Source organism: Kribbella sp. NPDC004138 (genome assembly GCF_053603655.1).
In genome coordinates this window covers 228,177-252,779 of record NZ_JBSGFZ010000001.1, presented here as the reverse complement: position 1 = coordinate 252,779, position 24,603 = coordinate 228,177, and the positions used below count along the sequence as shown (strand labels likewise).

Below are 24,603 nucleotides of genomic sequence, written 5' to 3'. Positions count from 1 at the left end.
CTCGATCCCTGCGACGCCATCCGTCTCACGAAGGTGGGCATCGAGTTCACGAGATACGGCATCATTGACGGATGGCTGACTACGACCTCAACCGCCTGGGGCACGCCGGCTTCGAGCAGTTGACGGCTGCCATCTGCCTCCGATCCTTCGGCGCGAGTGTCGAGTTCTTCGGGCGGGGCGCCGACGGCGGCCGCGAGGCGACCTTCAACGGCACCATCAGGTGGTCGGCGACGGCTGACCGCGGCACCGACGAGTGGGTCGGCTACACAGTCTTGCAGGCCAAGTTTCGCGAGGAACCAAGCTCGAAGCCGAGCGAGAATGCGGCCTGGCTTTGGGGAGAGCTGAAGAAGGAGATCGACAGCTGGCGCCGTCGAGCGGCCACCCAGCCAGTCCCGCAGTATTTGCTCTTCGCCACGAATGTCCGGCTATCAGCGGTTGCTGAACTCGGTGGCATCGACACCATCTCACGAAATCTCAAGGAGCACATCGAAGGACGCCCTGCGGACGATCACCGGGAGGCGATCGATCGGCTGGAGGGCGTGAAGGGCTGGAAGGTCTGGCACAGCGACCAGATCGGCAACTACCTGAACGCGTATCCAGAGCTCCGCCACGCGTTCCCAGCCTTCCTGACCCCAGGCGACGTACTCGCGAACCTCGGTCAAAGTACGGATGGCGTCGAGAGTCTCGGCGCGACGATGCGAACCCACGTGACACAGGCGTTGCACAACGAGCGGTGGATACGGCTGTCGGAGTCGGGCAGCGCGACTGGGGAAAAGGCGTCGCTTGAACAGGTCGCGATCGACCTGCCGGCGCAGCGGACGTTGGACGGACCTGACAGTAGGAACACGGTTGAGCTCGTCCAGACAGCGCAACACATCATAGAAGAAGGCGATCGCGTACTGCGCCCCACGCTGTTGCATGCCATTGAACCGCGCCATTTCGTGATCCTTGGTGGAGCAGGCCAGGGCAAAACCACCCTCAGCTATCTGATCGCGCAGGCATACCGTCTCGCCATCCTCAGAGAGTCGGATCCGGGCCCTGAGACCGCGAGCCTGCTGGCTGAGACTCAATCTCGACTTGCCGAACTTGGGTTGAAGATGCCGGGCAATCGACGATGGCCGATGCGCATCGATCTTGCCGAGTACGGCGAGGCCATCTCCAGCGGCGCCGAGCTGGGCATCTTGAAGTGGTTGGCCATGAAGATCAGCGCACGTCTCTCAGGGGATGTCACAGCTACGCAGTTGCTGAGTTGGTTGCGGGCCTGGCCGTGGATCCTCCTGCTCGACGGCCTGGATGAAGTCACAGCCGCATCGGTGCGGCAACGCCTGATGGACTGCATCGAGGACTTTCGCGTCGAAGCCGGCAGCGTGGACGCCGACCTGATGATCGTCGCAACCTCCCGGCCGTTGGGCTACGAGGGTGAGTTCGACCATCGGTTCACCGAGCTCAGACTCGCTCGGCTGCCCGTTGACACTGCCATCGACTACGCAAGGATGGTCGCCGCAGTTCGCCATCGGGAGGACCCTGAGCTCCGCGACCAGGTGATGGCACGAATGATCGAGGCGGCAAGCGACAGCGCCCGGCGGCTGCTGATGGAGACGCCGCTGCAGGTCACCGTCATGTCCTTCATCCTTGAGCGCTTTCCGCTACTCCCACCAGACCGATACAGCCTGTTCAGTCGGTACTACGACACGATGTATGCGCGTGAATCCTCCAAGAGGACACAACTCGCCAAACTCCTCGTCGATTACAGGGTGCATGTCGAGTACATCCACGAGCGTGTCGGCTTATATCTGCAGACCGCGGAGGAGCTGCCCGCCCTCGGGGTGGCAACCATGTCCACGCGCGATCTGCTCGAGATCACCAGAACGCGGCTCAGTTCGGTTGGATATTCGGAGTCCGAGGTTGAAAAGATATCTGCGGAACTGATCAAGGCCGCGACGCACAGGCTCGTACTCCTGGTACCGCAGGGTGATCAGATCGGGTTCGAGATCCGTACGCTGCAGGAACTGATGGCAGCTCGCGCACTAACGAGCGGTGCCGATGAAGACGTCTTGCGGCGATTGGGCGCGACCACGTACAGCCCGCACTGGCGAAATACATGGTTGCTCGCGACAGGAAGGATTTTCGCGGAACGGGAGCACCTGAGCGAGAAGGTGGTCGGCCTGCTCGACAGCATCGACGCGGATCCTCGGCGCTTAGGGAAGGTATTTCCGACTGCGCCAGAAGTAGCCGCCGATATGTTGAGCGACCGGTTGGCCGAAAATCGGCCGGCGTTGCGTAGGCGAATCCTCTTCAAAGTACTCGAGGTCCTCGCGTGCCCGCCACCGTCAGATAGTTATCCCTATGCGCGGGCGTTGATGGCTGCCGCGCGTGAGGTAGCGCAGTACGACGCTATCTTCTCCCGACTGAAGGCCGCCGCGATGGGGAACGATCGCGACCGCGCCAGCGCGGCACTGCTCCTGGACGCCTTGACCCAGATGAGTGCGGAAAGTACCGAGGTAGCCGTCAAGGCTGAGCTGATGCGCAGCGGTATAAGGCTCACCGATGCGCAGCGAGCCGCCGTCGCGCAATGGGGAACGCGGCACAACGTCCATCGGGCAGAGGACGCGGTAGACGACGGCGCACCGAAGCAGCCGTCAGTGCTCAGAGAGTTCCTACGACCGGCGTTGGAAAAGGCCGGCCTGGAGCCTGAGACGTTGGAGAGCGCCCTGATCCTGCCAGATCTCAGCAAATTGCCGATCAAGGTTCGCAAGGGCAAGTTCTACGCAGAACCGCGTTCGGGCTCTGTCGGCCAGATGGTGATGACGGACGTGGAGACGGCCAGTGCGCTCGAGATGGCGCTGGCATCGATCGAGCCCGAACACTGGCCTGTCAGCGCAGTGCTCCAGGTCGCCATCCGTTCGCGTCTTGCGAGGCTTCCTGTGCAGAACATCTTGACCTGAACTGGACCGACGGACACGAGCTGTTGCTGGCACGCCATACGTTGAGGTCGTCGATGCAGAGCTCGCCGACGCTCGGGCCGCCTCAGGCTGCGGCCAGCGCAGATTCGTGAGCATCCTGCGTCCGGGTTTGCACACCTTGACGCGTAGGAATATTCCTACCTATCGTGTGGGCATGGCTATCAACACCGTGAAGACCGTGACCGTGTTCGTTTCCGACCAGGATCGTGCCCGCGACTTCTACGTCGACACACTCGGCCTGGAGGTGAAGACCGACCAGACCTTCGGTGACAACCGCTGGCTGGAAGTCGGTGCCGCGGAGGGGACCACGCTCGTGCTGCACAAGCCCTTCCCCGGCATGAGCTCCGGCGGCGGGCGGGGGACTCTGCTCGCAAGCAGTGACCTTGACGCCGACATCGCTCGACTGCGGGCGGGCGGCGTGGTCGTGGACGGCCCGAACGAGATGCCGTGGGGCAAGCAAGCGACCTTCTCCGACCCTGACGGCAACAGCTACGCCCTGCAGGGCTGATCTTCGTTGCCCAGACGTCTCAAGGGCGGACCGCTGGACGAGGTGTTCAGCGCGCTGGCCAACCCCACCCGCCGCGACATCCTTGACGCGCTCCTCGACGGTGAGCACACCGCCGGGGAGCTCGCGGGAAAGTTCGACATGGCCCGGCCCAGCGTCTCCGAACACCTTCGCGCTCTACGGGAGAGCGGACTCGTCGAGGAGCGGCAAGAAGGCCGGCACCGCTTCTACCGTGTCACCGGAGAACCGATGGCGGAACTGATCGACTGGCTCAGCCCGTACGAGCGCTTCTGGCGGAACCGGATGTCCGCGCTCGGCGATGTCCTCGACCGACTGGGTGACGATGACTGACGATCTCGCCACCATCCAGGTCGACCAGTACTTTCCCCACCCACCGGCGAAGCTCTGGCGAGCATTGACGGTGCCAGACCTGATGGCGCAATGGTTGATGCCGAACGACTTCCAGCCGATCGTCGGCCACCACTTCACCTTCCACGGCCGCCCCGTCGCACAGACCGGCTTCTCCGGCCGGATCGCGTGCCAGGTGCTGGAACTGACGCCACCGAAGCACTTGCGGATCAGCTGGGCCGATGCCGACAACCCCCACAGCAAAGCGACCGAGGTCGCCTGGACCCTCCAACCCGAAGGCAGCGGAACCCGCCTGTTCCTCGAACACTCCGGCTTCGAGCCCGACGACCCCACCCAACAACTCGCCCGCCGCCTCATGAACGGCGGCTGGCGCAGCCACGTACTACGCCGCCTCGACGACCTGCTCCGACAGCTTCGGCCCGAAGAGGGGTATCTGGGTTAGGCGAGGGCCTCGGTGACGATGTCTTCCAGGGAAGCGTTGGGCAGAAGAGCGCCTGCACCTTGCCCCTGGCGACCCGCTCGTCGGAGACCTGCGCCTCAGCAGCATTGGGTTCCCTCTCGCCAGTGGCACACTGCCGAGATGGACGCAGGGATAACAGTTGTGGGATCGGGGCAGGCCAGTGCGCCGCCCGACGTGTTGCGGATGTCGTTGGCGGTTGGATACATCGCCGACGACGTGGCGACCGCCGTCGCCGAGGTAGCCGAGCGTACCGACGCCGTCATGGCAGCTCTGCGGGCCGAAGGTGTGGACACGTCCGCGATCAGGACCACCGAAGTCGAGGTCTCCCAGCACTACCGGGAGCCGGGGCGGCCGCAGACCTACGGCGCGGCGCATCTGCTGACCGTGACGAGCCGGGACCTGCTCGGCTTCGGGCGGTTGCTCAACGTGGCTGTGGAGGCGGCCGGAGACAGTCTCGACCTGCACGCCGTCCGCTTCGACGTCGGTGACAAGACCGCACTGCTGACGAAGGCTCGGGCGCTGGCCTTTCGGCAGGCGCGGGACAAGGCCGAGGAGTTGGCCGAGCTGGCCGGACGTAACCTCGGCGCGGCCACCGGGATATCGGAGACCTACAACCACCACGGCTTCCATGAACAGGCCCTGGGAGCCCAAGCCGGGTTCGAGTCCGAAATCCACATCACCCCCGGGGACACCAAGCTCGAGGTATCCCTCGAGGTTCACTTCACGTGGTCCTGAGCTGGGCGCAGGTGATGCAGGTGCGGGCTGCGGGTCTGGCTTGCAGGCGGGCTGGGGCGATGGGTTGGCCGCACTGTTCGCAAGTGCCGTAGGTGCCGGCTGACAATCGATCAACCCTGCCGCGGCCTGTTCTGTTTCATCGGTGCGGACCCGGCTACGGCCTGGCTGCGTGGGATTGCCATGGATACCGACGGATTCATACAAACCGACTCGCAGTTGGACCCGCATGGACTCGGTCAGGTCTGGAAGGTTCTCGGACGTGCACCCCTTCCCTTCGAGACCAGCACACCATGCGTTTTCGCAGCCGGCGACGTCCGTGTCGGCTCCATGAAGAGGGTCGCCGCTGCAGTGGGTGAAGGAGCCAGCGCGGTCAGATCGATTCATGCTGCCATCGGGATCTCGCTGTGAGACCTCAATCGGCACACAGAGCAAGTCAAAGACAAGATTCCAAGGAGCACAAAATGGACGTCATCGAGACCGTGACCACGCGAAACGAGGACTTCGCAGCGCACCAGTTCACCTCTGGCCTGCGCATGATGCCCTCACTGAAGACCATCGTCATCGGCTGCGTCGACCCACGGGTCGACCCAACAGCCGTACTCGGGGCTCAACCGGGCGAACTCGCGGCCATCCGTAATGTCGGCGGTCGCGTCACCAAGCGGACGCTCATGGAGCTGGTCATGCTCCGCAAAGTGACCCAGGCCGCTGGTTCCGATCTCGGTCCCGGCTGGAACCTGATCGTCCTTCAGCACACGAACTGTGGGATCACTTTGCTGGAGGACCAGCCGAACCTGCTGTCCGACTACTTCGAACTCGAGGAGAATCACTTGGCCGAGCAGACAGTTGGCGACCCCCGGGAAGCAGTTGCCCATGACGTCGCCGTACTGCTCTCCGAGCCCAAATTGGCGGGCGCCCAGGTCTCCGGGTTCGTGTATGACGTGATCACCGGACGACTCAACGCCGTGTAAAGCAGCATCCGCCGGGACAGCGTGTACGCCAGGACCCGCAAAACGAAACGAACGACCCAGCTCTATTGCCCGCCGCCAGCGGCGTTCCTGATCGACTTCCTGCCGGTGATCCGCCGCAGCCGACCCGCAGCGGGTTCGTGGTCGACCACGTGCAGTACTTCAGCGACGCCCTGAAGACCTGCGTCGCCCGGCGCGAGCAGTTGGGCAAGTTCGTGCTGCGCCGGGATCCGCGTGACATCAGCCGTGTCTGGGTTCTGGATCCGGACGGTATGACGTACGTCGCGGTACCGTACCGGGTGCAGTCGCGGCCGCCCATCAGCATCTGGGAGCAGCAGGCGGCGATCGCCCGGCTGCGCGAGCAGGGCCGCGCCGACGTCGACGAGCAGGCGCTGTTCGCGACGGTCGAGCAGATGCGCGAGATCACCGACACCGCGGCGGCAACCACCCGTAGCGCGCGCCGGGACCGTGAGCGTCTTACCGCCGTGCCCGTCGGCGCCGAGCCGCCGGTTGCCGCGCTGATGCCGCCGGCGACTGCGAACGTGCCGAGCAAGGCACGACCACCGGCAAGCTCGGCCCACGGCCCGCTAGACGGCCCAAGGCCGGACACGGTCCTAGCTGCCCAGGCTGCGGCGCCATTGCGAACGGCAAGATCGCCGCCGCGCGGCTCCGCGAAGAACTACAGACCGAGTGGTGGTCGACCAACGATCAAGCCCCGGGCCGGGTCGTAGTCACCCGGCACTGCGGCCAGTGCCAGCCACACACCGTCTGCGCCGCGGCCTGCCTCGTATGCAGCGACGGACCCCTGCTGACCGGCCGACTCGCCGAGCTGACCCGCGACGGCGACCCCCAGCAACTGCCAGACATCGTCAGCAGCGAGCTCATCCGCGCCGGGTGGCACTGGTCCGACACGCCTCACGGCAGCGGGTGGGTCTGCTGCCAGCCCTCGCCTCAACCTGCGGCCGCAGACACCGCCGGCAGTGCGCGACGAGAGCGATCCAGGTAGCGGCCGATCGCGTGACCAGGGCGTTCAACGACCTGACCTACTACGAGACAACGTACCGCCCCCGGTGTACATACGGTGTCCGAATGCGACCGGGTCGGGGGTGCTCGGCAGCCGGCCCGGCGGGATCTGGAACGAGGCCCGCGGCCCGGAGGCTGGTGAAGGCGCCAAGGCGCCGGCGTACGGGTGCCGCTGGTGCGACGAGGGTCAGTTCGCGGATCCACGGCGACAAGATCGACCTCGACGACCCCTGACGTCAGTTCCGACCGACTTCCTAGTTCACCTCGGCCTCGACCGAGTCTTGTTACTCGCGATGAGCGCCATGAGCAAACCTACCGGCCCCAGGGCGAAGTACTGCGGATGGTAGATCCCTTTCCTACGTGCCACTCGTTCAGCCCACACAGCCGTGCGCAGAATGAACGCGATCAGCAACAGCAGAGCTATCACTCGCAGCCCGAGGCTCAGCGCTCCGTGCTGGGTACCGGCCACCCAGCCGATACCCAGCATTGCACCGAAGATCACTCCTAGCTCAAGCCACATTGACCTGAGCCGGGGCGAAGCGGCGCTATCCGTACAAGTCACTCGTGTCGCCCCATCTCGTTTTGAAGTCTTGGTCAGGCCACCATGGGATGCCTAGCGTCCACCGGGCTCGCATCTGTCGCTCGGATTTGAACCTGTACTGCCAGCGGCCGTTCTTGCAGCGCCGGTCACCCCAGTGCTTGGTCCGGTACTGATAGTAGACGTCCTCGATCGTGACCGCGCCGTAGGACGTGAAGAGAGCCATCAAGTCCCTCATGACCGCCTTGATGTGTTTCGGCATCCTGCTGTAGGTCGAGGGCTTCCAACCGCTGTAGTCGGTGCCCCAACTCGTGTACTTGTGCCAGTGCTTGTTCTTCCGGTTGCACCTGACGCAGTTCGAGCCGCCACTGGGGTCAGGTGCCTCGCGGCGCCCAGATATGTCGAAGCGGTTCAGCGGATCGGTCGGATAGGTGTACGCGTTCGCGTTGCCGCCTGGGACGGGGTCTGTGGAGGTGAACAGTCCGGTGGCTGTGTTGTAGAGCCTGACGCCCATGAGGGTGAGGCCAGCTTCCGAGATGGCGCGTTGCGTTGTTCCTAGCCATTGGTAGCTGAGAGGGCCGGTGCTAACCGTCGGATCGGAGGCATTGCCGTATTCGTCAGAGTTGGCCCACCCCTCGATGGCGACTGCCGGTGTTCCGCCGGCAGGTAGCGCGACGGTGGTGACGATGTCGCCGTGAGGATTGGCGACGGTGAGATCGCCACTGCCGGTTTGATCGATGGTAACGGCCAGGCCGCTGCCGATCAGCTCGGCGTAGCGCTGAATCGTGGCGCCTTGGGTGACCCAGGTGGGGTTGTCGCTGGTGTCGGTGTAGTGGCGGATGGTTTGGGTTGAACCGGAGGTATTCGACACTGTTTCGGTGGAGCGCCTGTCGAGGGCGTCGACGCCGAAGGTTGTCGTGGTGCCGGCTTGTGTGATTGTGCGGGCGAGGTCGTTGTCGTAGTACGACAGCGTCACGTTGCCATTGACCGGTTGCGGTGCGTCTGTGGCAGGCAGGAGCGTTGTGCGGCCCAGCGCGTCGTAGGTGTAGCTCCCGATCCCTCCGGCGCCGGTGACTGGTCGGTCGGCGGTGTCGAAGGCTCTGGATACTGTAGTGGCTCCGCTGGCAGTGCAGCTGCCGTCGACGGCTGCGGGTGCGTTGGCCTTGGCGAGTCGGTTGTGGTTGGTGTCGAAGGTGTAGGTGCGAGTGATGCAGGCCGTGGCGGCTGGATTGTTGATGTCGGCACCTGGGGCCGGTGCGGTGCGATCGTTGACCTGGGTCAGGCGGCTGGCGTTGTCGTAGGTGTAGCGACGGTCGTAGGGAACGGCTCCGCCGGTCGGTGTCGTAAAGGCGGACCCGCCCGGGGTCCATTCGTGGGTCACCCGGCCGGCGACGTCGTTCTGGAGCGACCAGGACAGCCAGGCGCCGTTCGGGTCGATGGTGGTCGAGCCATCGGGGTTGGTGGTGGTCACCTGACCGGCGTAGCTGAGTCCGATAGGCTCGCCGCTGTTGTCGATGGCGCTGGTTTGCGTCACGCCGCCGGGCAGCTTCTTAGTGACCAGGGACCCGGATGAGTCGTAAGCGCCGGTGGAGTTCCACGTGGTGCCGGCGGTAGTGACGGCAACCTTGGTCACCTGGCCGCGGCGTTCAATCTTGCCGTTGGCGTCAGTGCCGTCATAGGTGTAGGCAGTGGTGCCGTTCGGGTCGGTCACAGTCGCGACATCCCCTGCTGCGTTGTAGACGGTGGTGGTGGCTGTGTCGCCGGAGGGCTGGTAGGAGGTCTGGCGGCCCCAGGTGTCGTAGCCGGTGGTGACCGTGCCGGCGACGGTGGTGTCGGCGTTGGTTGCGGTCACGACGGTCGGTTGGCCGGTGGCGGTGTCGTAGGTGGTGGTCTTCTTGGTGTTTGGCATCGAGTCTGAAAGGCCCGCGACGGTGGTCGCGGTGGATTCGATGCGGCCGTCGGGCTTGTAGGTCGTGGTGGTGGTGCGGGTGACGGCGCCTGAGGTTTCGGTGACGGTCTTCGGTGACAGCAGGTAGGTGAACGCCGAGGTTGTCGTCGACGGCAGGCTCGGACCTGAACTGGGTGCGGCGGCAGGGGAGGTCTTGCAGACCAGCCCAGCCCACTGCGGCGTGCTGCCACACTCCGGGGAGCCGCTGGTGTTCGCGGCCGTGGTGTAGTAGACGGTCTTGGTGGTCCCGGCGTCGGCGCCGTTGGAGGCAGGTTGCCGGGTCTCGATCACGCGGCCTTCGATGTCGTAGCGGGTGACCTTGACGATGTCACTTACGCCGGCAGAACCGTTGAGGTCGACGTCGGTGACGGTTTTGCCGGGCAGGCTGCGGCCCCAGCCGTCAGCGTCACCGGTGACGGGGGCGCTGTAGTCGGTCAGGGTCTGACCGGTCATCTCCAGATCGCCGGTGCCGGGGTCATTGGCCCACGACGTCTCGGTCGTGGCGAGTCGGTACGGAAGCGACGTGTCCGGATTGATGCCGCTGTTCGGGGCGCCGTTGTCGAACGCCGTATGAGTGTGAGGCCGGACCCAGGCGAGGGTCCCGTCCTTGAGCGTGGCCCAGCGGGCCGGGCCATAGGTGTCGGTCACCAGGGTGCCGGCCGGGGTCACCACCGTGTCGCCGGCGGCGTTCTTGATGTCGGCGTTGTAGACGGTGATGGTGGCGAGTTGGTCGGCGGGCGCGTTGTTGTCGATGACGGCGCGCAGGGCGCGTTCGTCGAGTTGACGCACGGGGTTGCCTTGGTCGTTGTAGTCGGTGGCGGTGAGTTGCCAGTTCCCGGCGCCGTACTTGGCGGTGTTGACGGTGTAGTTGGCGGTGTCGGTGTATTGGAGGTCGGCGTACTGCCAGTCGTCGGTGGTCGGGGCGCCGGTCAGGACGTGGTCGGGGCCGAAGACCGCGTAGCCGTGGGTGGGCACGGTCTTCTGGTTCCACTTCGCGGCCGTGGCCGCGGACAGGTCCGGCGCACCGGGCCCGGACAGTGGCACGTTGTCGTAGACGTACTTGCCCAGCGTCGCGGTGCCGCCCGCCGGGTCGCCGGCCGGACGAGCGCGGGTAACCGTGTCGAGTTTTTGGCGGCTGTTGGCGGTGACGTAGTTGAACTGGTATGGCACCCGTCCGGCCGGCTTGATCGAGGTGAGGTGGTTCGCGGCGTCGTAGGTGTACTCCGTCGACAACCCCGACCGGGGGTCGGTGACCTTGCTCAGCGTGGCGGTGATCTGGTCGTAGGTGTAGGCGGCGACCTGGATCGAATCCATCCCCGCCCCGCCGGCCTTGTCTGGGTTGTAGATGTCCAGCCATGCCTGGCTGATCCGCACCTTCGTGGAACCGATCGTGGTATAGGTGAAGCGCAGCGCACGGCAGCCCGGGTTCATTCCGTCCAGCGGAGTTGCCGGATTGAACGCACCGCACGTCACGCCGGGCGGTGCGGGCGCGATGATCCGCGTGACTCGGCCGGTGCTGTCGTAGGCGAAGGTGGTATCGCCCGCGACCGCGGGTTGAGAGATCGCAGCGGGCCGGAAGTCCGCATCCCTGTCTGCGGCCGGTGCATTGGGAAGCGTCCATGTCGTCACGGTGCCGTCGTCCTCAGTGAAGGACAGCGCCGTTGCCGCGCCGGATCCGGTGATGGTCAGCCGCGAGCCGTCTTGTGTGGTGTCGTCATCGACCGGCACCCAGTCACCGATCTCGAACGCTGCCGAGGTGCGCCGCTGACCGGTGGGCGACTCGTAGATCAGCGTGGTGCCGTCGCCGTCCATCAACACGATCGTGCCGTCCAACCGGGTCGAGTCGATCACCTGCATCCCGGCGGCACCGGACTCGGCACCGTCGAACTGGGTGCTCCAGCCGTCACCGAACACGTTGTAGACCGGGGTCCGCGGCGTCTCGTACGTCATGTGCGACCGCGAGATCGACAGATCACCGGTGTAGCCCGGCACCGAAATGTCCGTGGCGGACACATTCAGCTCGCCCGTGGACAGCGCCACCTGGCCAGGACCGGCGGCGACGGTGGGGTACCCGTCGCCGAACGCGTGTGGCAGCCGCTGGATGGTGGTGTCCGGGGCTTCGGACCAGGTGCACTGGACGGTCGCGTTGTAGGTGAAGCAGACCTGGATGTCGAGCTTCACCGGCACCCGCTCGTTCAGGGTGGTGGGCTGGATCCCGGCCGTGTCGGGGTCGGAATCAAGGAACGCGTCGGTCGTGGCCTTCTTGGTGTCCCAGGTTGTGTTCACCGACACCCCGCCGGCCCCCTTGTCGACCACTGGCAGATCGGTTGCGTCCTCGTTCCAGCCGACCAGGTCATCGGCACTGCCGTACCCGGACACGCGCCAGCGCACCCGCGCGGTGACGCTCGGCGCGGTGCCCTTCGGCGGTCCGGCCGCGATGATCGGGATTGTGTCCGCGGTTGTGATCCGCGGGTCGGCGGTCGGCGACGACAGCGACGCGCTACCCCAGCCAAGCCCGTATGTCGCGGTCGTGGAGTAGTTGCCGCCCGGTGTCTGAGCCTCAGCGACAATGGTGTGCAGGCCGGGCTCGGTGGCCTTGAACGTCACCTGATATTTGGCCACGGCCGGGTCGTTCGACGGCGTGATCTTGACCGCGCCACTGGGGTCATTGGCCGTCGGGCGTTTGCCGTCGATGAACATCCACAGATAGCCCGGCGCGCTGTATCCGGTACCGGTCGCGGTGACCGTGCACGTCACGTCCGTGGCTGGGGTCGTGTCGCTCCAAGCGTTGTTCACGTTGTACGGCGGCGGGCACGTCACAACCGGCTGTGTCACCGGCGCAGCACCGGTGCGTAGCCGGGTCTGGTAGCTCGTCCACGGACCGTCCTTGCGGCCGTCGTTCGCCTTGGCACGGATGTACAACTGCGTGTTGTCCGGCAGATCCGAGGAGGGGCTGCAACCGGCGGTCGTACCGGAGGCATAGACCGATGACGTGCAGGTGCCCACGACGGTGTTCGAGCCTGTCATGAACTCGAACACGTACTTCACCGTGTTGCCGTCCGGATCCGTTGCCTTCGTCTGCACCCACGGGCGGAGAGTCTTCGAGTACATGTACGACGTGGTCTCACCAGGTGCGGCGAACGCGGCCGCGTCTGTTGTCTCCACGGTCGCCGGGGCGTTCGGGGTCCGGTTCCAGGTGAACGAGATGTAGGGGTCGGCGTCGCCTTCGCTGGACACGAACCGTTTCCAGTAGGCCGTGTCCGTTTCGTTCGCGGCCTTCAACGCCAGACCTGCGGTTCCGGACGAGCCGATCGTGCCGTCCGCCCAGGCTTGGGCGAGGCTGGTCATGGGGATTCCGATCCGGCCCGCCGCACACGAGCTCGAGAACCCCTTCGCGACGGTCGCCGATCCCGAGATCGTCGTACTGGTGGCGGGCTGGTTGGTGTAGGTCGTGGCCGTCGAGGCCGGGTCTGCGGAGTACAGGTTCACCTGGGTCGGGGTACAGGTCGTCGCGCCGTACTGGTACAGCTGCAGCGTCGCGTCCACCACGTCCTTACCGGTGAACGTGGAGGTAGGGAAGTTCAGGAACGACCGCTCGATATGCGTCCCGTTCTTGCCCGCCCGCAGCTCCACCCAGGTCGACAGATCCGTCGTCACGCTGGTCTGCACGAACGTGTCGAAGGTCGAGTACACGGGCGTGTTGCTGTAGGTCGGATCGACCGTGACCGGGAACACCCGCGCCGTGTCCAGGAACCACTTGGCGTCCGGCGCGATGACCAGCGTCGCCTTTCCCGCTGACACCGCCTCGAGCGACATCGCTACCGGTGCGGTCTGCACCGGCAGGCCTGTGTGTTCGTCGGTGACCGCGTCCCACATCCGCCCCACCGGGATCCGCGACCGCACCACGTTCTTCGCGTCCACGAACTCGATCGACCCGTCCACGGCCTGCCGCGCGGTCAGGCCCTTGGTGCGCAACGGGATCCGCCACACCGGCGCCACCCCATCGGCCGGCCGCTGCTTTACCACGAAGTCGCTCTCGAACCCCGACCGACGCGCATCCAGCCGCAGATCCACACCCGGCTGGACCTCGGCGTACGTCGCCTTCGTCCCCTCCAGCCTCGGCTCGGGCAGCTTCCACGGCGCCAGCCAGTCCACCTGACGACCCATCCCCGCGGCCGCGGACGCGAACACGCCGCCGGCCGCAGTGCTCCGCTTGCCCAGCTGTAGGCCGAAGGCGTGGCCACGCGGAGCGACCGTCCCGTCCGTGCCCTCGGCCAGTGTCAGGTCGATCGACTGCCACGCACCCTTGGCATCCTTGAAACGGATCGGCGCACTGTGCGCCTCCGTCGTCATTGTGCCGTCCGGGTTCGCCCACGTGGTGGAGGTCTGCGTGCGCAGGGACTCGACCTCGACCTTCGAGCCTTGCGACCGGGCCGACACGACCGCCGACACCACATCCGGCCGCGACACGACCTTCGCCGTCGACGGGTTCGGATCGGCCACCTGGGCAGCGACTGCCGCCTCCTGGGTCTGCAGACCTGTCGCCAGCAACGAGAACGACACCACAACGGCGACCGACCGGACCGACCGTGCGAACCACCGCATGCGGGCACGACGAGAACCAGGCATAACGAACCTCCGCCTCACGCTGGCCCACGGGGCGGGTGAGCAGCGGTGACGGGCGGGTCACCGAGCCGGGCCAGCGTCGGCTACATCGCGTCGGCGGTTCCGGGCGTTACCGAAATTGCAGCAAGCTGCAGCTTCGCGGCGTGCCCTTGACACCACGGCACGTAGCGGAGTGGCCGGCGGTCAGGTCGTGCAGCAGGGATCTGCTGGCGGTGTTGTAACGCGGGACGTGCTTCCAACGATTACGCGGGAGTCGGCCGCGCGCGCGCCCGATGGTCGTCAATTACAGGTTGATCGCACACCAGTGCGGCGACAGTTCTTGGGCCAGCTGGTCGACTTCGCATCGGTACCGCTGCCGGTGCTGCGGCGCAGCGGTCGGCGTGCTGGGGACGCCGGGGCGTGGTCAGGCCGCGGGAGCGGCATTAGCAAGGTTTTAACAGAGTGAGGAAAGCTGTGATGTCTGCGAAGTTGGTCGGCTTGATCGGTGTGGCCTCGGCTGCCGCCGTTGTGGCCACGCTGGCGATCACCGGTGGGCCGTCGGCCGCTTCATCGGCTGATCGCCCGGCGGGGATCGCCGTCAGGCCGGATCTGCCGGAGCCGAAGGGTGCGCAGTTCGCGGAGGGCCGCAGCCCCGTGATCAAGCCGACCGCCGCACCGGCGACCGATATCAAGACCTTGAGCACCTCCAGCGCCGCGGCGCAGGCTGCCGGTTCGTACACGTGTCCTGGGTATAGCGGGATCGACAGCCCGAACCCGGTCGCGAACCTCCTCAAGGACACCTTCACCTGGAGCACGTTCGCGCCGTACCAGGTCGGCGACGGCAACGGCAACGTCAACTGGCGGCTGAACCCCTACAGCAACCCCAGCTGGTACATGTGGTTCCACTCGCTGCGCTGGCTCGGCCAGGGCATCACCGCCGCCGGCACCGGCGACACCATCGCGATGGATCGTGTCACCGCGATCGCGAAGGACTGGGTCACCGACAACCCGTACTCGTGGAAGGCCGACATCGGGGCGTGGGAGTCCACGATGCACCGGACCAACGTGCTGGTCTGTCTGCGCCAGGCCGTCTTGTCCGGGCTCGCGCAAACCACACTGCCGCCGGACTACGCCTGGCTGGACCAGGCGCTGAACGACCACGCCGCGTTCCTGACTGCGAACTGGTCCGGCGCCTGGAATCACGGCACCGACGAGAGCATCGCGCTGTTCGGTGTCGGCTGCACGCTGGACCGCGCCGACTACAAGCAGACCGCGCAGGACCGCCTCGCCGCCGGCATCACTACCTCGATCGACGCCGAGGGAGCGACCAACGAGCAGTCGACGGGGTACGCGCAGTTCAACTACGCGCTGTGGGGACGGGCTGTCACGGTTCTTCAGAACTGCGGAGTCGATCCCGGCACGACCATCACCGACAGGCGGGCGAAGCTCGCTGACTGGCTCGCACTCGCCACGAACTCGCTCGGCAAGCTGCACCAGATCGGCGACTCTGAGGTGATCGCCACCGGCCAGTACGCCGGTACGTCCGCCGAATACGCCGGCTCCCTCGGCACCAAAGGAACCGCGCCGCAGCAGCGCGTCGGCGTCTACTCCGCGGGCTACGTTTTCGGGCGGACCGGCTGGGGACAGACCCGGCCGTTCTCGCAAGAGTCGACCTACAGCATCCGTTTCGGGCCGGCACGTGCGCTACACGGCCACAGCGACCACACCGGAATCACCTACACCGCCCGTGGCCGCGACATCCTCATCACCGGCGGCCACGCCGGTTACCAGAACGACGTGTGGCGGACGTGGGCCAAAGGCCAGTTCTCGGCCAGCACGATGACCACACCGCTGTCGGCGGAGAAGTACCCGGCCACGAAGCTGACCCGCTCCGCCATTGGTGCGACCTCGGAGTTCTACGAGTTCACCGACGTCCCAGGCGCGGGGATCAACCGCACCCGGGCCGTGCTGGTCCTGAAAGACCCCGACCTGATCGTGTCGCTGGACCGCGCGAGTTCGACCACCGCCCAGCAGTTCCAGACGCTGTGGCATCTGCCGTCGGACCAGAACGCCACCGTCTACTCCCGCACCACCGCGCTCGCGATGAAGCCCGGCGACACGACCCGCACGATCCTGTTCCAAGTGCCCTACAAGCAGGCCCTCCCAGCCGGCGCGATCCTCATCAAGCAAGGCCAGACCAGCCCCATCCAGGGCTGGCACTACCCCAACGCCACCACCCGCAACCCCGCCCCCACCCTGATGTTCGCCCGCTCCGGCTACACCGCCTCGATCCTCTCCTTCATCGTCCCCGCCAGAGCAACCCAAGGCGTCACCTACGCCGTCCGCACCTCCGGCACCACAACCATCATCGACCTGACCCTCGGCAGCCTCCGCACCTCCATCGGCATCTCCGCCGGCGGCTCCCTCTACCGCATCTCCTAACCCCATCCCGCAACTTGCACCCCGTGAGGCTGCCAGGCACGCGAAGCGTCCTCCTGCCCTCGCAGTGGCTCCGTGCCCGGCAGCGACGCGGCCCTCGCCAGCCGCGACGCCGAGTCCCAGGAGTGCCTTCGCTGACCAACGGCTCCACAGGCCTGAACACGGTCGGCGGTACGCCGACCGAGGGGCAGCAGATCCCGCGGACAGCCTTCAGCACTGCAATGTGAAGACTGTCCACGGGATGTCTCAACAACTTCGCCGCTGTCCAGCTTGGCTTGGGATCCCAGGACGGAGACGTCCTGGCAGGGCGACGTCCGGCGGGTTGGCTGTGGCTCAGCCAATCCGCGCCACTGTGTACCAAGAGGCTGCCCCGCCGTGGCAAAACTTGGAGTGTCAAACAACTCCGGCAAGACCGTTTTTCATACAGTCGGGGTATGACGACCACCGAGCTCGATCGTCGGCCCGCCCTGTCGCTCGATCCCGACCCGCTCGGCGTCATCGGCGGCGGCATGCAGCTCGGGTACGCCCGGGTGTCCACCCGGGAGCAGAACCTGCACCGTCAGATCGACGCACTCACTGCGGCTGGATGCGGCCGGATCTGGCAGGAGAAGCTCAGCGGCAAGAACGCCGACCGGCCCGAACTGCAGGAGTGCCTGGCGTTCGCGCTGCCCAACGACGTCGTCGTGACCGAGCTGTCGCGGCTCGGCCGCAACTTCCAGGACTTGATCCAGATCGTCAGCGGGCTGCGCCGGCAAGAGATCGGGTTCAAGTCATTGCACGAGGCACTCGACACCACCACGCCCGGCGGGCGGATGATCTTCCACGTCTTGGCCGCGCTCGGCGAGTTCATCCGCGAGATGATCGTCCAGGGCACCCGCGAAGGCCTCGACGCCGCACGCGCTGTGCCGAGACTACGGGGACATCGCTCGATGACCACGGATGCCCGGAAGTTCAACGACCACCGGATCCTCCCGCTCGTGCACGACGCCGAATCCGCAGCGTCAATGCTTGCTGTCGGTCGAAAGGTGCGCGTCATGTCCATGAGCACCCCGGTTGGTCTACGCAAGCCAGCGTCGGCGGCGTGATGTCGCAGAGGAAGCCAAAGACCAGGCGGATCGCGAACCAGGCTGCGCGGACCAAGCTCTTGCACAAAGTCCTTGCAGATGACGCCCAGTCACTGTTGATCCGATACCGCAAGGTCGACCTTGAAGACCTCAGCCGCGTCCTCGCTCGCGCGCACACGACCACCCCCGATCAAGTGAAGGTCGCCCTCGGAGGCGACCCGCGCTTCGAGGTCTCAGGGAATGCGATCGTTCTCCGCGGCTGGAGTGATCGGAGGGCTTCGACGTCCCGAAGCCAGGCGACGGCGAAGCCGTCCTTACTGGACGAGGTGCGGTTCGCACTGACCGAAACCGACACCGACCGCGTCCTTGTGATGGCGTCGGCTAGCGGAACGACAAGGACACTTCGATGCGACTTCGTCCGCGGCGACCGCGGCGAGGAGGTCTGGATCGCAACGGCCGTGACGAACCCGGAGGATTGGATCGCCGCTTCACGCGCTGGCGCCTGGTCGCTCCGCCCGGGCTGGAAACTTCCTCTGGTGAAGGCCGCCGAGGTTCCCGGAGGAGCTCCGATGGTGCTTGTGTACCGCGAGGCCTCCGCGGCTGATGCTGCCCAGCGGGTGCAGGCCGTTGTCGCGGAACTGTGGGACGTCCAGAGCGACACCGCCCGGTTGGAGAAGGTCACATGTTCGCCGGCGGAACTAGAGCGCCGAGTTCTCGGAGAGCACACCGTTCGTCGGCTCGTCGCACGCGCGACGCCACGCGGACCAACGGTCAAAACCTGTGAGCGATGCGGCCAGCCCTTGACGGATCCGTCCAGCGTGGCGCTTGGTATCGGGCCAGAGTGCCGCAAGTACTACTCAACCGAGGTCTTGCGAGCCGTCAAGGCCCGGAGCAAGGTCCTACCCAAGATGTCAGCACAGAAGCCGACGAGCTGGGCCAAGGCGATTCGGGAGTGGTTGTCGACCGACTACTAGCTACCGGGCCGCACAATCTCCGACCTTGCTTCCTCGGGCGATGAGGCACGGCAGCTGGTAGACGGGGCGTAGCGCGCCGGTCGTGATCGTTACGAGGTCGACTGTCGCCTGCCCTGGCTGATCATGGTGAAGGACTGCCGGTCCCGCGGCTTCAAGCCGTCCAGGAGTGTGGTCGTGGCGGCGTACTCCTGCTGCATCACGAGTTCTTCCGGGCCTGGATCGTGCCGTTGGAAGAACTCCCGAGGCTCCTCCACCGGCAACGCCTGGACCCGGTCCGCGTCGTGACGGCGCCAGGAGTTGTACACGTTGGCGAACTGGATCAGGCACTGCCCGATGAAGTACGTCCGCAGCGACGCACCCCGCCGGTAATCCCACCGGCCACCGACCAGTACGTAGTCGTGGAACTTCACTAGCGCCTTGCCGACCGTTTCCAAGACCCGGTCCTCGACGAGGCCCCGATCGTCGAACGCGTCGGCCGGCGCCGCAGGCAGACCGCCGTACCCACGCTGCCGGCGGTAGTGGAGGATCGTCCGCTTCCGGATCCAGGACGTCAGCACCGCCATGGCGTACTTCACCAGCTCACCCTGGAAGTAGTCGTAGTCGTAGTCCGGGCCCTGGAAGTTCCGCCAGCCCAGCTCGAGAACCAGCTCGTAGTCGGCTTGCAGCCGATCGAGGTGATCCGCGTTCTTGAACGTCGACGCCGCCGTCGCCCAGTGAGGTACGAGGCCGACACCTACGTCCGGTTGTAACGGCGCGGCGGCCGCTGGCTGCTTCGCCACCTCGTCCGCCTCACCGGATTTCATGACCTGCCTCTTTCGTCGGGAGAGACCACGACTCCGTCGGGTCACCCCCTCGTATATGCACTTCTCTGGATTACCCCCGACTCCGGACCAACTTTTTTCCGGAGCCTTCGATCGGCCGGGCTCGACCAGGTCGTACCGGAGGGCGTGGACGTGCCGAGGCACGGTGGACGTGGCACCGGCCACGTCGGAGCGGCGACAGCCGCCGACAAGGTTCCGGGTATGCCGAAGCGCCCCGTGAGCCCGGTTCTGGGCATGACGAATCCTCAGACGCCTGTGAAGTTAGCTGTCGGGTTCGGGCTGGGATTCATAGCCCGGTCCGCTCCCGCGGACTTCACCCCAGGGTTCCGACCACTCACGGTCGAGACCCAACCTCCTGCGTCCCCCACCTCCGCCTTGGTTGTTCGAGGGGAGCACACGAACCTGGCGGAGCTCGGCGTTGACTCGTGTGCAGCCCACCGACACTCGCCGGGCCATCCATCAGAGTAGAACCACGCTCCGACAAGATGAAACCTGATTCACAGCCCGCGCGCGTCGGGCTCAAATCCCAACAGAAACAGGCGAAATCGCACTCCGCACTGCTCGACCACTAGCTGCTGTTCGACCGCCAACTGCGCTGGTGGCCGGGACTGGCGGATGGTCTCGCAGGCGCCGAATCGGCGGCGCAGGTGGGGTTGTAGCTCGTCCGGCACCCGACGAGCCGAGCGACCATGGCATGCCGGGCGGCTGGCGTGCGCTCTGCTCGTCCGGCGACCCGGCCGGGGGTGTCAGCGAGCAGGATCGCGAACCGTCGGCAGGTCACGAGAAGTTGTGGCGATCCGGGGCAAAGTAGTGAGTAAAGCGTGAGTTGGCGCCGGAAGTCCATCACTCCGGGTTATATGCCCAGGTCAGAGAGCCGGCGGGGGGACTCGAACCCCCAACCACCGCTTTACAAGAGCGGTGCGCTGCCAATTGCGCCACACCGGCGTGGTGTCGGTACATAGTAGTGGATTGTGTGGAGTGTGCTGCGGGGGTCGGGTGGGTTCCGGGGGCTTTGGGGTGCTCGGGTGGTGTCGGTGCTCGGGGACTCGTTGGGGCTCGTGGCGTTGCTGTTGTACGTGCAGCGGGCGACGGGGGCGGCGCTGGCGGTGGCGTTGTTGTTGCTGGCGGGGGACTTTGTGCCGGGGTTGTTCGGGGCGGTGGCGGGGGCGGTTGGGGATCGGTTCGATCTCAAGCGGGTGATGGTGGTTTGTGACGTCGTCCAGGGGGTGCTGACGGTCGTCATGGCGGTCAGTTTGCCGCCGTTGCCGGTGTTGCTTGTGCTGGTGGCGGTGCGGGGGGTTACCGCGCAGGTGTTTCTGGCCGGATCGCGGAGCGCGATGCCGCGGCTGGTGCGGGACGATCAGTTGGAGGCGGCGAACTCGGCGTTGGGGGCGGGGACGAACGGGTTGGAGGCCGTCGGGCCGCTGATCGCGGCTGGGCTGTTCCTGGTGACCGACGTACGGGGGATTCTGTACATCGACGCGGCGACGTTCTTCGTGTCGGCGGCGCTGCTGAGCCGGTTGCCGAGGATCCAGGTGGAGCGGTCGGGGCACAGTCTGTTGAAGGATGCGCGGGACGGGCTGGGGTACATCGTCCGGACCCGCGCCATCCGCGTGATCGGGATCGGGTTCTTCGCGGTGGTCGCGTTCAACGGCGTGGACGACGTCGCGATGGTGTTCCTCGCGAAGGACGAGTTGCGCGGGAGTGATTCGGCGGCGGCGACGTTGTACGCCGGGGTGGGGATCGGGCTGATCCTCGGGTTCGCGATCCTGGCGCGGTACGCCGTTCGCTTCAAGATGCCCGTCCTGATGCTGCTCGGGTTCGCGGTGAGCAGCGTCGGCAATCTGCTCACCGGGCTCGCGTGGGCGATCTGGGCGGCGCTCGCGTTGCAGGTGATTCGCGGGCTCGGGATCGCGGGCATCGACGTCGGGGTCAACACCCACCTGCAGCGCGTCGTACCGCCGCATCTGCTGAGTCGCGTGTTCGGGAACCTGTACGGCGCGATCGGGCTGGCGGCCGGGATCTCGTACGTCGGGGGTGGTCTGCTCCTGCAGCACACCGACGCCCGTACGACGTTCGTGGCCGCGGGCGCGGGTGGATTGGTCGCTACGGCTGTGACTGCGATCGCAAGGCGGCGATCGGGCGACGCAGGGAGCGAGCCCCCGGTACGGCGATGAGGGCGATCGCGGCCATCACCAGGAATGCGGCTGACGGGTGACCGACGAGCAGGCCGACGATCACAGCGACGATCAGGCCGCCGAGGTTGCCGGCCATCCAGATCAGGCCGGCGGCGGTGCCTTCGGCTTCGCCGGTGCGGCGCTCGACGAGTTCGAGGACGATCGGGAGGGCTGGGAGGAGCAGGAGGCCGATCAGCGTGATCGCGACGAAGGCTGTGACGGTGCTTGGGGCGACGGCGAGCAGGACGCAGGCCGCGGCGGTGACGGCCAGGCTGACGACGAGGAGGGTGGATTCGGCGCGGTGCCGGGCGACGAGGATCGGGATCGTGGCGCTGCCGAGGACGCCGGCGACGACCTGGACCAGGAGGATCGTGCTCGCGGTGCCGCCGCTCACGCCTGCCGGTTCGAGGAGCGCCTGGGCGAAGGTGCTCATGGCAACGAACACGCCGAAGGGGAACAGCGCGAGGACACACAGCCGGCGGATCAGCGGGTCACCCCAGGAGGTGGCGAGAGCACCCCGAACGGGGCGGTGCGGCGGCTCGCCGGTGTGAGAAGGGGTGGCCGGCGAGCCAGCGGTCAAAGCGTGCCCGGCGGCCGCCGCGGGGCCGGTAGGTGAGGCGGTGGAGGGTGTGCTGAGGGCGGTGGGGTCAGCGTGAGTTGAGGCAGTGAGGGCGGGGTCGAAGGGGGCCTTTGAGCGGAGGGCGGCGGCGAGGGCGAGGGCCGATGCGATGCAGAAGATGGCGGTGAGCACCAGCATCGTGGGGAGGGAGGCGGCGGTGGTGAAGATTGCTGACAGGAGGAAGGCGATGACCATGCCGGCGAAGATGCTGGCGGTGCCGATCGCGATGCCGGTGGGGCGGTCTTTTTCGTTCAGGTAGCGGCCGGTGATGCCGGTGACGGCGTTCAGGACCAGGGGCTGGGCGATCGAGGCGAGGATCTGGCCGGCGAGCAGCCAGCCGAAGTCGTCGCCGATCAGTCGCACCGCCGCACCGACCGCGGTCAGTACGGCGCCCGCGATCAGCGCGGACCGGAACCAGCGGTCGAGGGCGAGGCCGCACGGGATCGCGAGGACGACGTACAGCAGCGGGAAGACCTGGGCGAGCCAGCCGATCGCGCTCTCGGACACGCCGTACCGCGCGGCCGCCACAGTGGTGACGCCCGCGAAGTTGAGCCAGACGAGCTGGGTGGCCGCGCCGACCAGGGAGTAGCCGACGATCGCGGACCACCGGCTCCTGTTGTGCATGGGCGAAGCGTACAAAGGAGACATGGTCGATTGGGAGGGACCGCTCACGGAGGCCTATGAGCGGGCGACAGCGTACCTGGAAGAGCTACCGGAGCGGCGGGTGGGCCCGCGCGCGACTGCCGGCGAGCTCCGCGAAGCGCTCGGCGGGCCGCTGCCGGCCGGGCCGACGGATCCGCGGAAGGTGATCGCGCGCCTGGCGGAGGGGGTCGAGGACGGACTGTTGCCGAGCGGTAGCGGACGGTTCTTCGGGTTCGTGTTCGGCGGCGCCACGCCGGCGTCGCTCGCCGCCGACTGGCTGACGACGACGTGGGACCAGAACGCCGGTCTGTACGCCGCCTCGCCGGCCGCCGCGGTGGTCGAGGAGGTCGCGGCCGCCTGGCTGGTCGAGCTCTTCGGGCTGCCGGCGGGTACGTCGGTGGGCTTCGTGACCGGGGCGCAGATGGCGAACTTCACCGGGCTCGCCGCCGCGCGCCATGAGGTACTGCGCAGAGCCGGATGGGACGTGGAACGGGACGGGCTGGTCGGCGCACCGCCGATCCGGGTGCTGGCCGGGGCGGAACGGCACGACACGATCGACCGCGCGCTCCGGTTCCTGGGACTGGGGACGAGCTGCATCGTGCCGATCGCGGTCGACGAGCAGGGCCGGATGCGCGCCGATGCGCTCGAGGCAGCCCTCACCGACGACGCGCCCCAGATCGTGTGCGCACAGGTCGGCAACGTGAATACCGGGGCGATCGACGCGGTCCGCGACATCTGTGAGCGGGCGCATGAGCACCATGCCTGGGTCCACGTCGACGGAGCCTTCGGTCTCTGGGCCGCGGTCAGCGAACAGCTGCGCCCACTCGTCGACGGGATCGAGCTGGCCGACTCGTGGGCGTCCGACGCGCACAAGTGGCTCAACGTGCCGTACGACTCCGGCCTGGTCCTCTGCGCCCATCCCGAGCCCCACCGGGCCGCGATGTCGATCCGGGCCGCGTACCTGATCCAGGACGAGAACGGCGAGCGGGACCCGATGGACTACAACCCGGAATTCTCGCGGCGCGCCCGCGGGATCCCGGTGTACGCCGCGGTCCGCGCGCTCGGGCGCTCCGGGATCGCGGAGATCGTCGACCGATGTCACGCGATGGCGCAACGGTTCGCCGACGCGCTGCGCGCCGAGGGTATCGAGGTCCTCAACGAGGTCGTCCTCAACCAGATCCTGGTGCGGTTCGGCGACGACGAGCTCACCCGGCGGGTGGTGGCCGCGGTCCAGCGGGAAGGGACCTGCTGGATGTCCGGCACCACGTGGCAGGGCACGGCCGCGATGCGGATCTCGGTCACCAACTGGACCACCGGTGCGGCCGACATCGACCGCTCCGCCGCCGCGGTCGTCCGGTGCCTGCGCGATCAGCGCTGACGGAAATGTTCGGCCGCGTGTCGATTTCCGCGGTTGCCGTTCGACGCCCTGGTGTACGACGACCACTCAGGAGGAGAACGATGTCGTTCCAGGCGTACTTGGACAAGATCGAGGAAAAGACCGGGAAGACCCCGCGGGAGCTGGTCGACGAGGCGAAGAGCCACGGGTACGACGCGCCGCAGGTGAAGACCGGCACCATCCTCGACTGGCTGAAGGCGGACTACGAGCTCGGCCGCGGGCACGGGATGGCGCTGGTGCATGTGATCAAGAACGGGCCGGAGATCAGCGACAAGCACGTCGGCCGGTCCGGCCCGCACGGCGACCCGAGCAACATGCTCTGGCTGGACGGGAAGGCGACCAACCCGGCGCTACGGTAGG

17 protein-coding genes, 1 tRNA gene and 1 riboswitch are annotated in these 24,603 nt (G+C 66.6%); of the genes, 13 read left to right on the top strand and 5 right to left on the bottom strand.

The features are described from left to right. Nucleotides 1–71: 71 nt before the first annotated feature. The 5 genes from ACWEOO_RS01165 to ACWEOO_RS01145 all read left to right on the top strand — a co-directional run bounded on the left by ACWEOO_RS01165 (nucleotide 72) and on the right by ACWEOO_RS01145 (nucleotide 5,032). Nucleotides 72–2,945 carry an NACHT domain-containing protein gene (locus ACWEOO_RS01165; protein ID WP_452141210.1) on the top strand — a complete coding sequence of 958 codons (2,874 nt, stop codon included), beginning with the start codon at nucleotides 72–74 and terminating at the stop codon, nucleotides 2,943–2,945. A gap of 172 nt (nucleotides 2,946–3,117) precedes the next feature. Further along, complete coding sequence (locus ACWEOO_RS01160; RefSeq protein WP_452141209.1) at nucleotides 3,118–3,471, top strand: VOC family protein; 354 nt, start codon at nucleotides 3,118–3,120, stop codon at nucleotides 3,469–3,471. A 6-nt stretch (nucleotides 3,472–3,477) separates the two neighbouring features. Further along, a complete protein-coding gene (locus ACWEOO_RS01155) occupies nucleotides 3,478–3,819 on the top strand; it encodes an ArsR/SmtB family transcription factor (protein ID WP_452141208.1) in 342 nt (113 codons plus the stop codon). Further along, nucleotides 3,812–4,279, top strand: a complete 468-nt coding sequence (locus ACWEOO_RS01150) for an SRPBCC family protein (protein WP_452141207.1) — start codon at nucleotides 3,812–3,814, stop codon at nucleotides 4,277–4,279. Before ACWEOO_RS01155 ends, ACWEOO_RS01150 begins: the two co-directional genes overlap by 8 nt. 138 nt (nucleotides 4,280–4,417) lie before the next feature. After that, nucleotides 4,418–5,032, top strand: a complete 615-nt coding sequence (locus ACWEOO_RS01145; RefSeq protein ID WP_452141206.1) for an SIMPL domain-containing protein — start codon at nucleotides 4,418–4,420, stop codon at nucleotides 5,030–5,032. Here ACWEOO_RS01145 and ACWEOO_RS01140 read toward each other — a convergent pair. Beyond that, nucleotides 5,019–5,138: a TraR/DksA family transcriptional regulator gene (locus tag ACWEOO_RS01140; RefSeq protein WP_452141205.1), complete on the bottom strand. Its 120-nt coding sequence runs from the start codon at nucleotides 5,136–5,138 to the stop codon at nucleotides 5,019–5,021. The genes ACWEOO_RS01145 and ACWEOO_RS01140 overlap by 14 nt on opposite strands. Nucleotides 5,139–5,493: 355 nt before the next feature. Here ACWEOO_RS01140 and ACWEOO_RS01135 point away from each other — a divergent pair, with 355 nt between their 5' ends. Beyond that, a complete protein-coding gene (locus ACWEOO_RS01135; protein ID WP_452141204.1) occupies nucleotides 5,494–6,000 on the top strand; it encodes a carbonic anhydrase in 507 nt (168 codons plus the stop codon). Between the two features lie 65 nt (nucleotides 6,001–6,065). Further along, entirely contained in the window at nucleotides 6,066–6,728 is a 663-nt protein-coding gene (locus tag ACWEOO_RS01130) for a Mu transposase C-terminal domain-containing protein (RefSeq protein WP_452141203.1), read from the top strand. 837 nt (nucleotides 6,729–7,565) lie between these two features. Here the strand turns inward: ACWEOO_RS01130 and ACWEOO_RS01125 are convergent. Then, entirely contained in the window at nucleotides 7,566–14,111 is a 6,546-nt protein-coding gene (locus ACWEOO_RS01125; RefSeq protein ID WP_452141202.1) for an RHS repeat-associated core domain-containing protein, read from the bottom strand. Nucleotides 14,112–14,588: 477 nt separating this feature from the next. Between ACWEOO_RS01125 and ACWEOO_RS01120 the strand changes: the two genes are divergently transcribed. The 3 genes from ACWEOO_RS01120 (at nucleotide 14,589) to ACWEOO_RS01110 (ending at nucleotide 18,588) form a co-directional block, all read left to right on the top strand. Continuing rightward, nucleotides 14,589–16,553 (top strand): heparinase II/III domain-containing protein, encoded by a 1,965-nt coding sequence (locus tag ACWEOO_RS01120; protein WP_452141201.1) that lies wholly within the window; start codon nucleotides 14,589–14,591, stop codon nucleotides 16,551–16,553. A gap of 431 nt (nucleotides 16,554–16,984) precedes the next feature. Beyond that, entirely contained in the window at nucleotides 16,985–17,635 is a 651-nt protein-coding gene (locus ACWEOO_RS01115; protein ID WP_452141200.1) for a recombinase family protein, read from the top strand. Continuing rightward, nucleotides 17,635–18,588 (top strand): DUF6011 domain-containing protein, encoded by a 954-nt coding sequence (locus ACWEOO_RS01110; RefSeq protein WP_452141351.1) that lies wholly within the window; start codon nucleotides 17,635–17,637, stop codon nucleotides 18,586–18,588. Before ACWEOO_RS01115 ends, ACWEOO_RS01110 begins: the two co-directional genes overlap by 1 nt. 89 nt (nucleotides 18,589–18,677) lie before the next feature. Here ACWEOO_RS01110 and ACWEOO_RS01105 read toward each other — a convergent pair whose 3' ends face one another. Together ACWEOO_RS01105 and ACWEOO_RS01100 are read right to left on the bottom strand one after the other, a co-directional pair. Next, a complete protein-coding gene (locus ACWEOO_RS01105) occupies nucleotides 18,678–19,391 on the bottom strand; it encodes a hypothetical protein (protein WP_452141199.1) in 714 nt (237 codons plus the stop codon). 253 nt (nucleotides 19,392–19,644) lie between these two features. Continuing rightward, nucleotides 19,645–19,837, bottom strand: a riboswitch (cyclic di-AMP (ydaO/yuaA leader). 444 nt (nucleotides 19,838–20,281) lie between these two features. Continuing rightward, a tRNA-Thr gene (locus ACWEOO_RS01100) sits at nucleotides 20,282–20,354 on the bottom strand. 26 nt (nucleotides 20,355–20,380) lie between these two features. Between ACWEOO_RS01100 and ACWEOO_RS01095 the strand changes: the two genes are divergently transcribed. After that, nucleotides 20,381–21,586: an MFS transporter gene (locus ACWEOO_RS01095; RefSeq protein WP_452141198.1), complete on the top strand. Its 1,206-nt coding sequence runs from the start codon at nucleotides 20,381–20,383 to the stop codon at nucleotides 21,584–21,586. Here the strand turns inward: ACWEOO_RS01095 and ACWEOO_RS01090 are convergent. After that, complete coding sequence (locus ACWEOO_RS01090; RefSeq protein ID WP_452141197.1) at nucleotides 21,516–22,829, bottom strand: MFS transporter; 1,314 nt, start codon at nucleotides 22,827–22,829, stop codon at nucleotides 21,516–21,518. The two genes, ACWEOO_RS01095 and ACWEOO_RS01090, sit on opposite strands and share 71 nt — an antisense overlap. A 22-nt stretch (nucleotides 22,830–22,851) precedes the next feature. On the opposite strand from ACWEOO_RS01090, the gene ACWEOO_RS01085 reads away from it, so the two are divergent. Further along, complete coding sequence (locus tag ACWEOO_RS01085; RefSeq protein ID WP_452141196.1) at nucleotides 22,852–24,225, top strand: pyridoxal phosphate-dependent decarboxylase family protein; 1,374 nt, start codon at nucleotides 22,852–22,854, stop codon at nucleotides 24,223–24,225. 80 nt (nucleotides 24,226–24,305) lie between these two features. Beyond that, nucleotides 24,306–24,602, top strand: coding sequence for a DUF4287 domain-containing protein (locus ACWEOO_RS01080; protein ID WP_452141195.1), 297 nt, complete (start codon nucleotides 24,306–24,308; stop codon nucleotides 24,600–24,602). The last annotated feature ends 1 nt before the right edge of the window (nucleotide 24,603 follow it).

Bases quoted from the DNA above. Each gene is read 5' to 3' on its own strand.
- ACWEOO_RS01160 (WP_452141209.1), top strand. From the start codon at position 3,118: ATGGCTATCAACACCGTGAAGACCGTGACCGTGTTCGTTTCCGACCAG.
- ACWEOO_RS01145 (WP_452141206.1), top strand. From the start codon at position 4,418: ATGGACGCAGGGATAACAGTTGTGGGATCGGGGCAGGCCAGTGCGCCG.
- ACWEOO_RS01090 (WP_452141197.1), bottom strand. From the start codon at position 22,829: ATGCACAACAGGAGCCGGTGGTCCGCGATCGTCGGCTACTCCCTGGTC.
- ACWEOO_RS01120 (WP_452141201.1), top strand. From the start codon at position 14,589: ATGTCTGCGAAGTTGGTCGGCTTGATCGGTGTGGCCTCGGCTGCCGCC.
- ACWEOO_RS01135 (WP_452141204.1), top strand. From the start codon at position 5,494: ATGGACGTCATCGAGACCGTGACCACGCGAAACGAGGACTTCGCAGCG.
- ACWEOO_RS01115 (WP_452141200.1), top strand. From the start codon at position 16,985: ATGACGACCACCGAGCTCGATCGTCGGCCCGCCCTGTCGCTCGATCCC.
- ACWEOO_RS01165 (WP_452141210.1), top strand. From the start codon at position 72: ATGGCTGACTACGACCTCAACCGCCTGGGGCACGCCGGCTTCGAGCAG.
- ACWEOO_RS01080 (WP_452141195.1), top strand. From the start codon at position 24,306: ATGTCGTTCCAGGCGTACTTGGACAAGATCGAGGAAAAGACCGGGAAG.
- ACWEOO_RS01110 (WP_452141351.1), top strand. From the start codon at position 17,635: ATGTCGCAGAGGAAGCCAAAGACCAGGCGGATCGCGAACCAGGCTGCG.
- ACWEOO_RS01085 (WP_452141196.1), top strand. From the start codon at position 22,852: ATGGTCGATTGGGAGGGACCGCTCACGGAGGCCTATGAGCGGGCGACA.
- ACWEOO_RS01150 (WP_452141207.1), top strand. From the start codon at position 3,812: ATGACTGACGATCTCGCCACCATCCAGGTCGACCAGTACTTTCCCCAC.
- ACWEOO_RS01105 (WP_452141199.1), bottom strand. From the start codon at position 19,391: ATGAAATCCGGTGAGGCGGACGAGGTGGCGAAGCAGCCAGCGGCCGCC.
- ACWEOO_RS01125 (WP_452141202.1), bottom strand. From the start codon at position 14,111: ATGCGGTGGTTCGCACGGTCGGTCCGGTCGGTCGCCGTTGTGGTGTCG.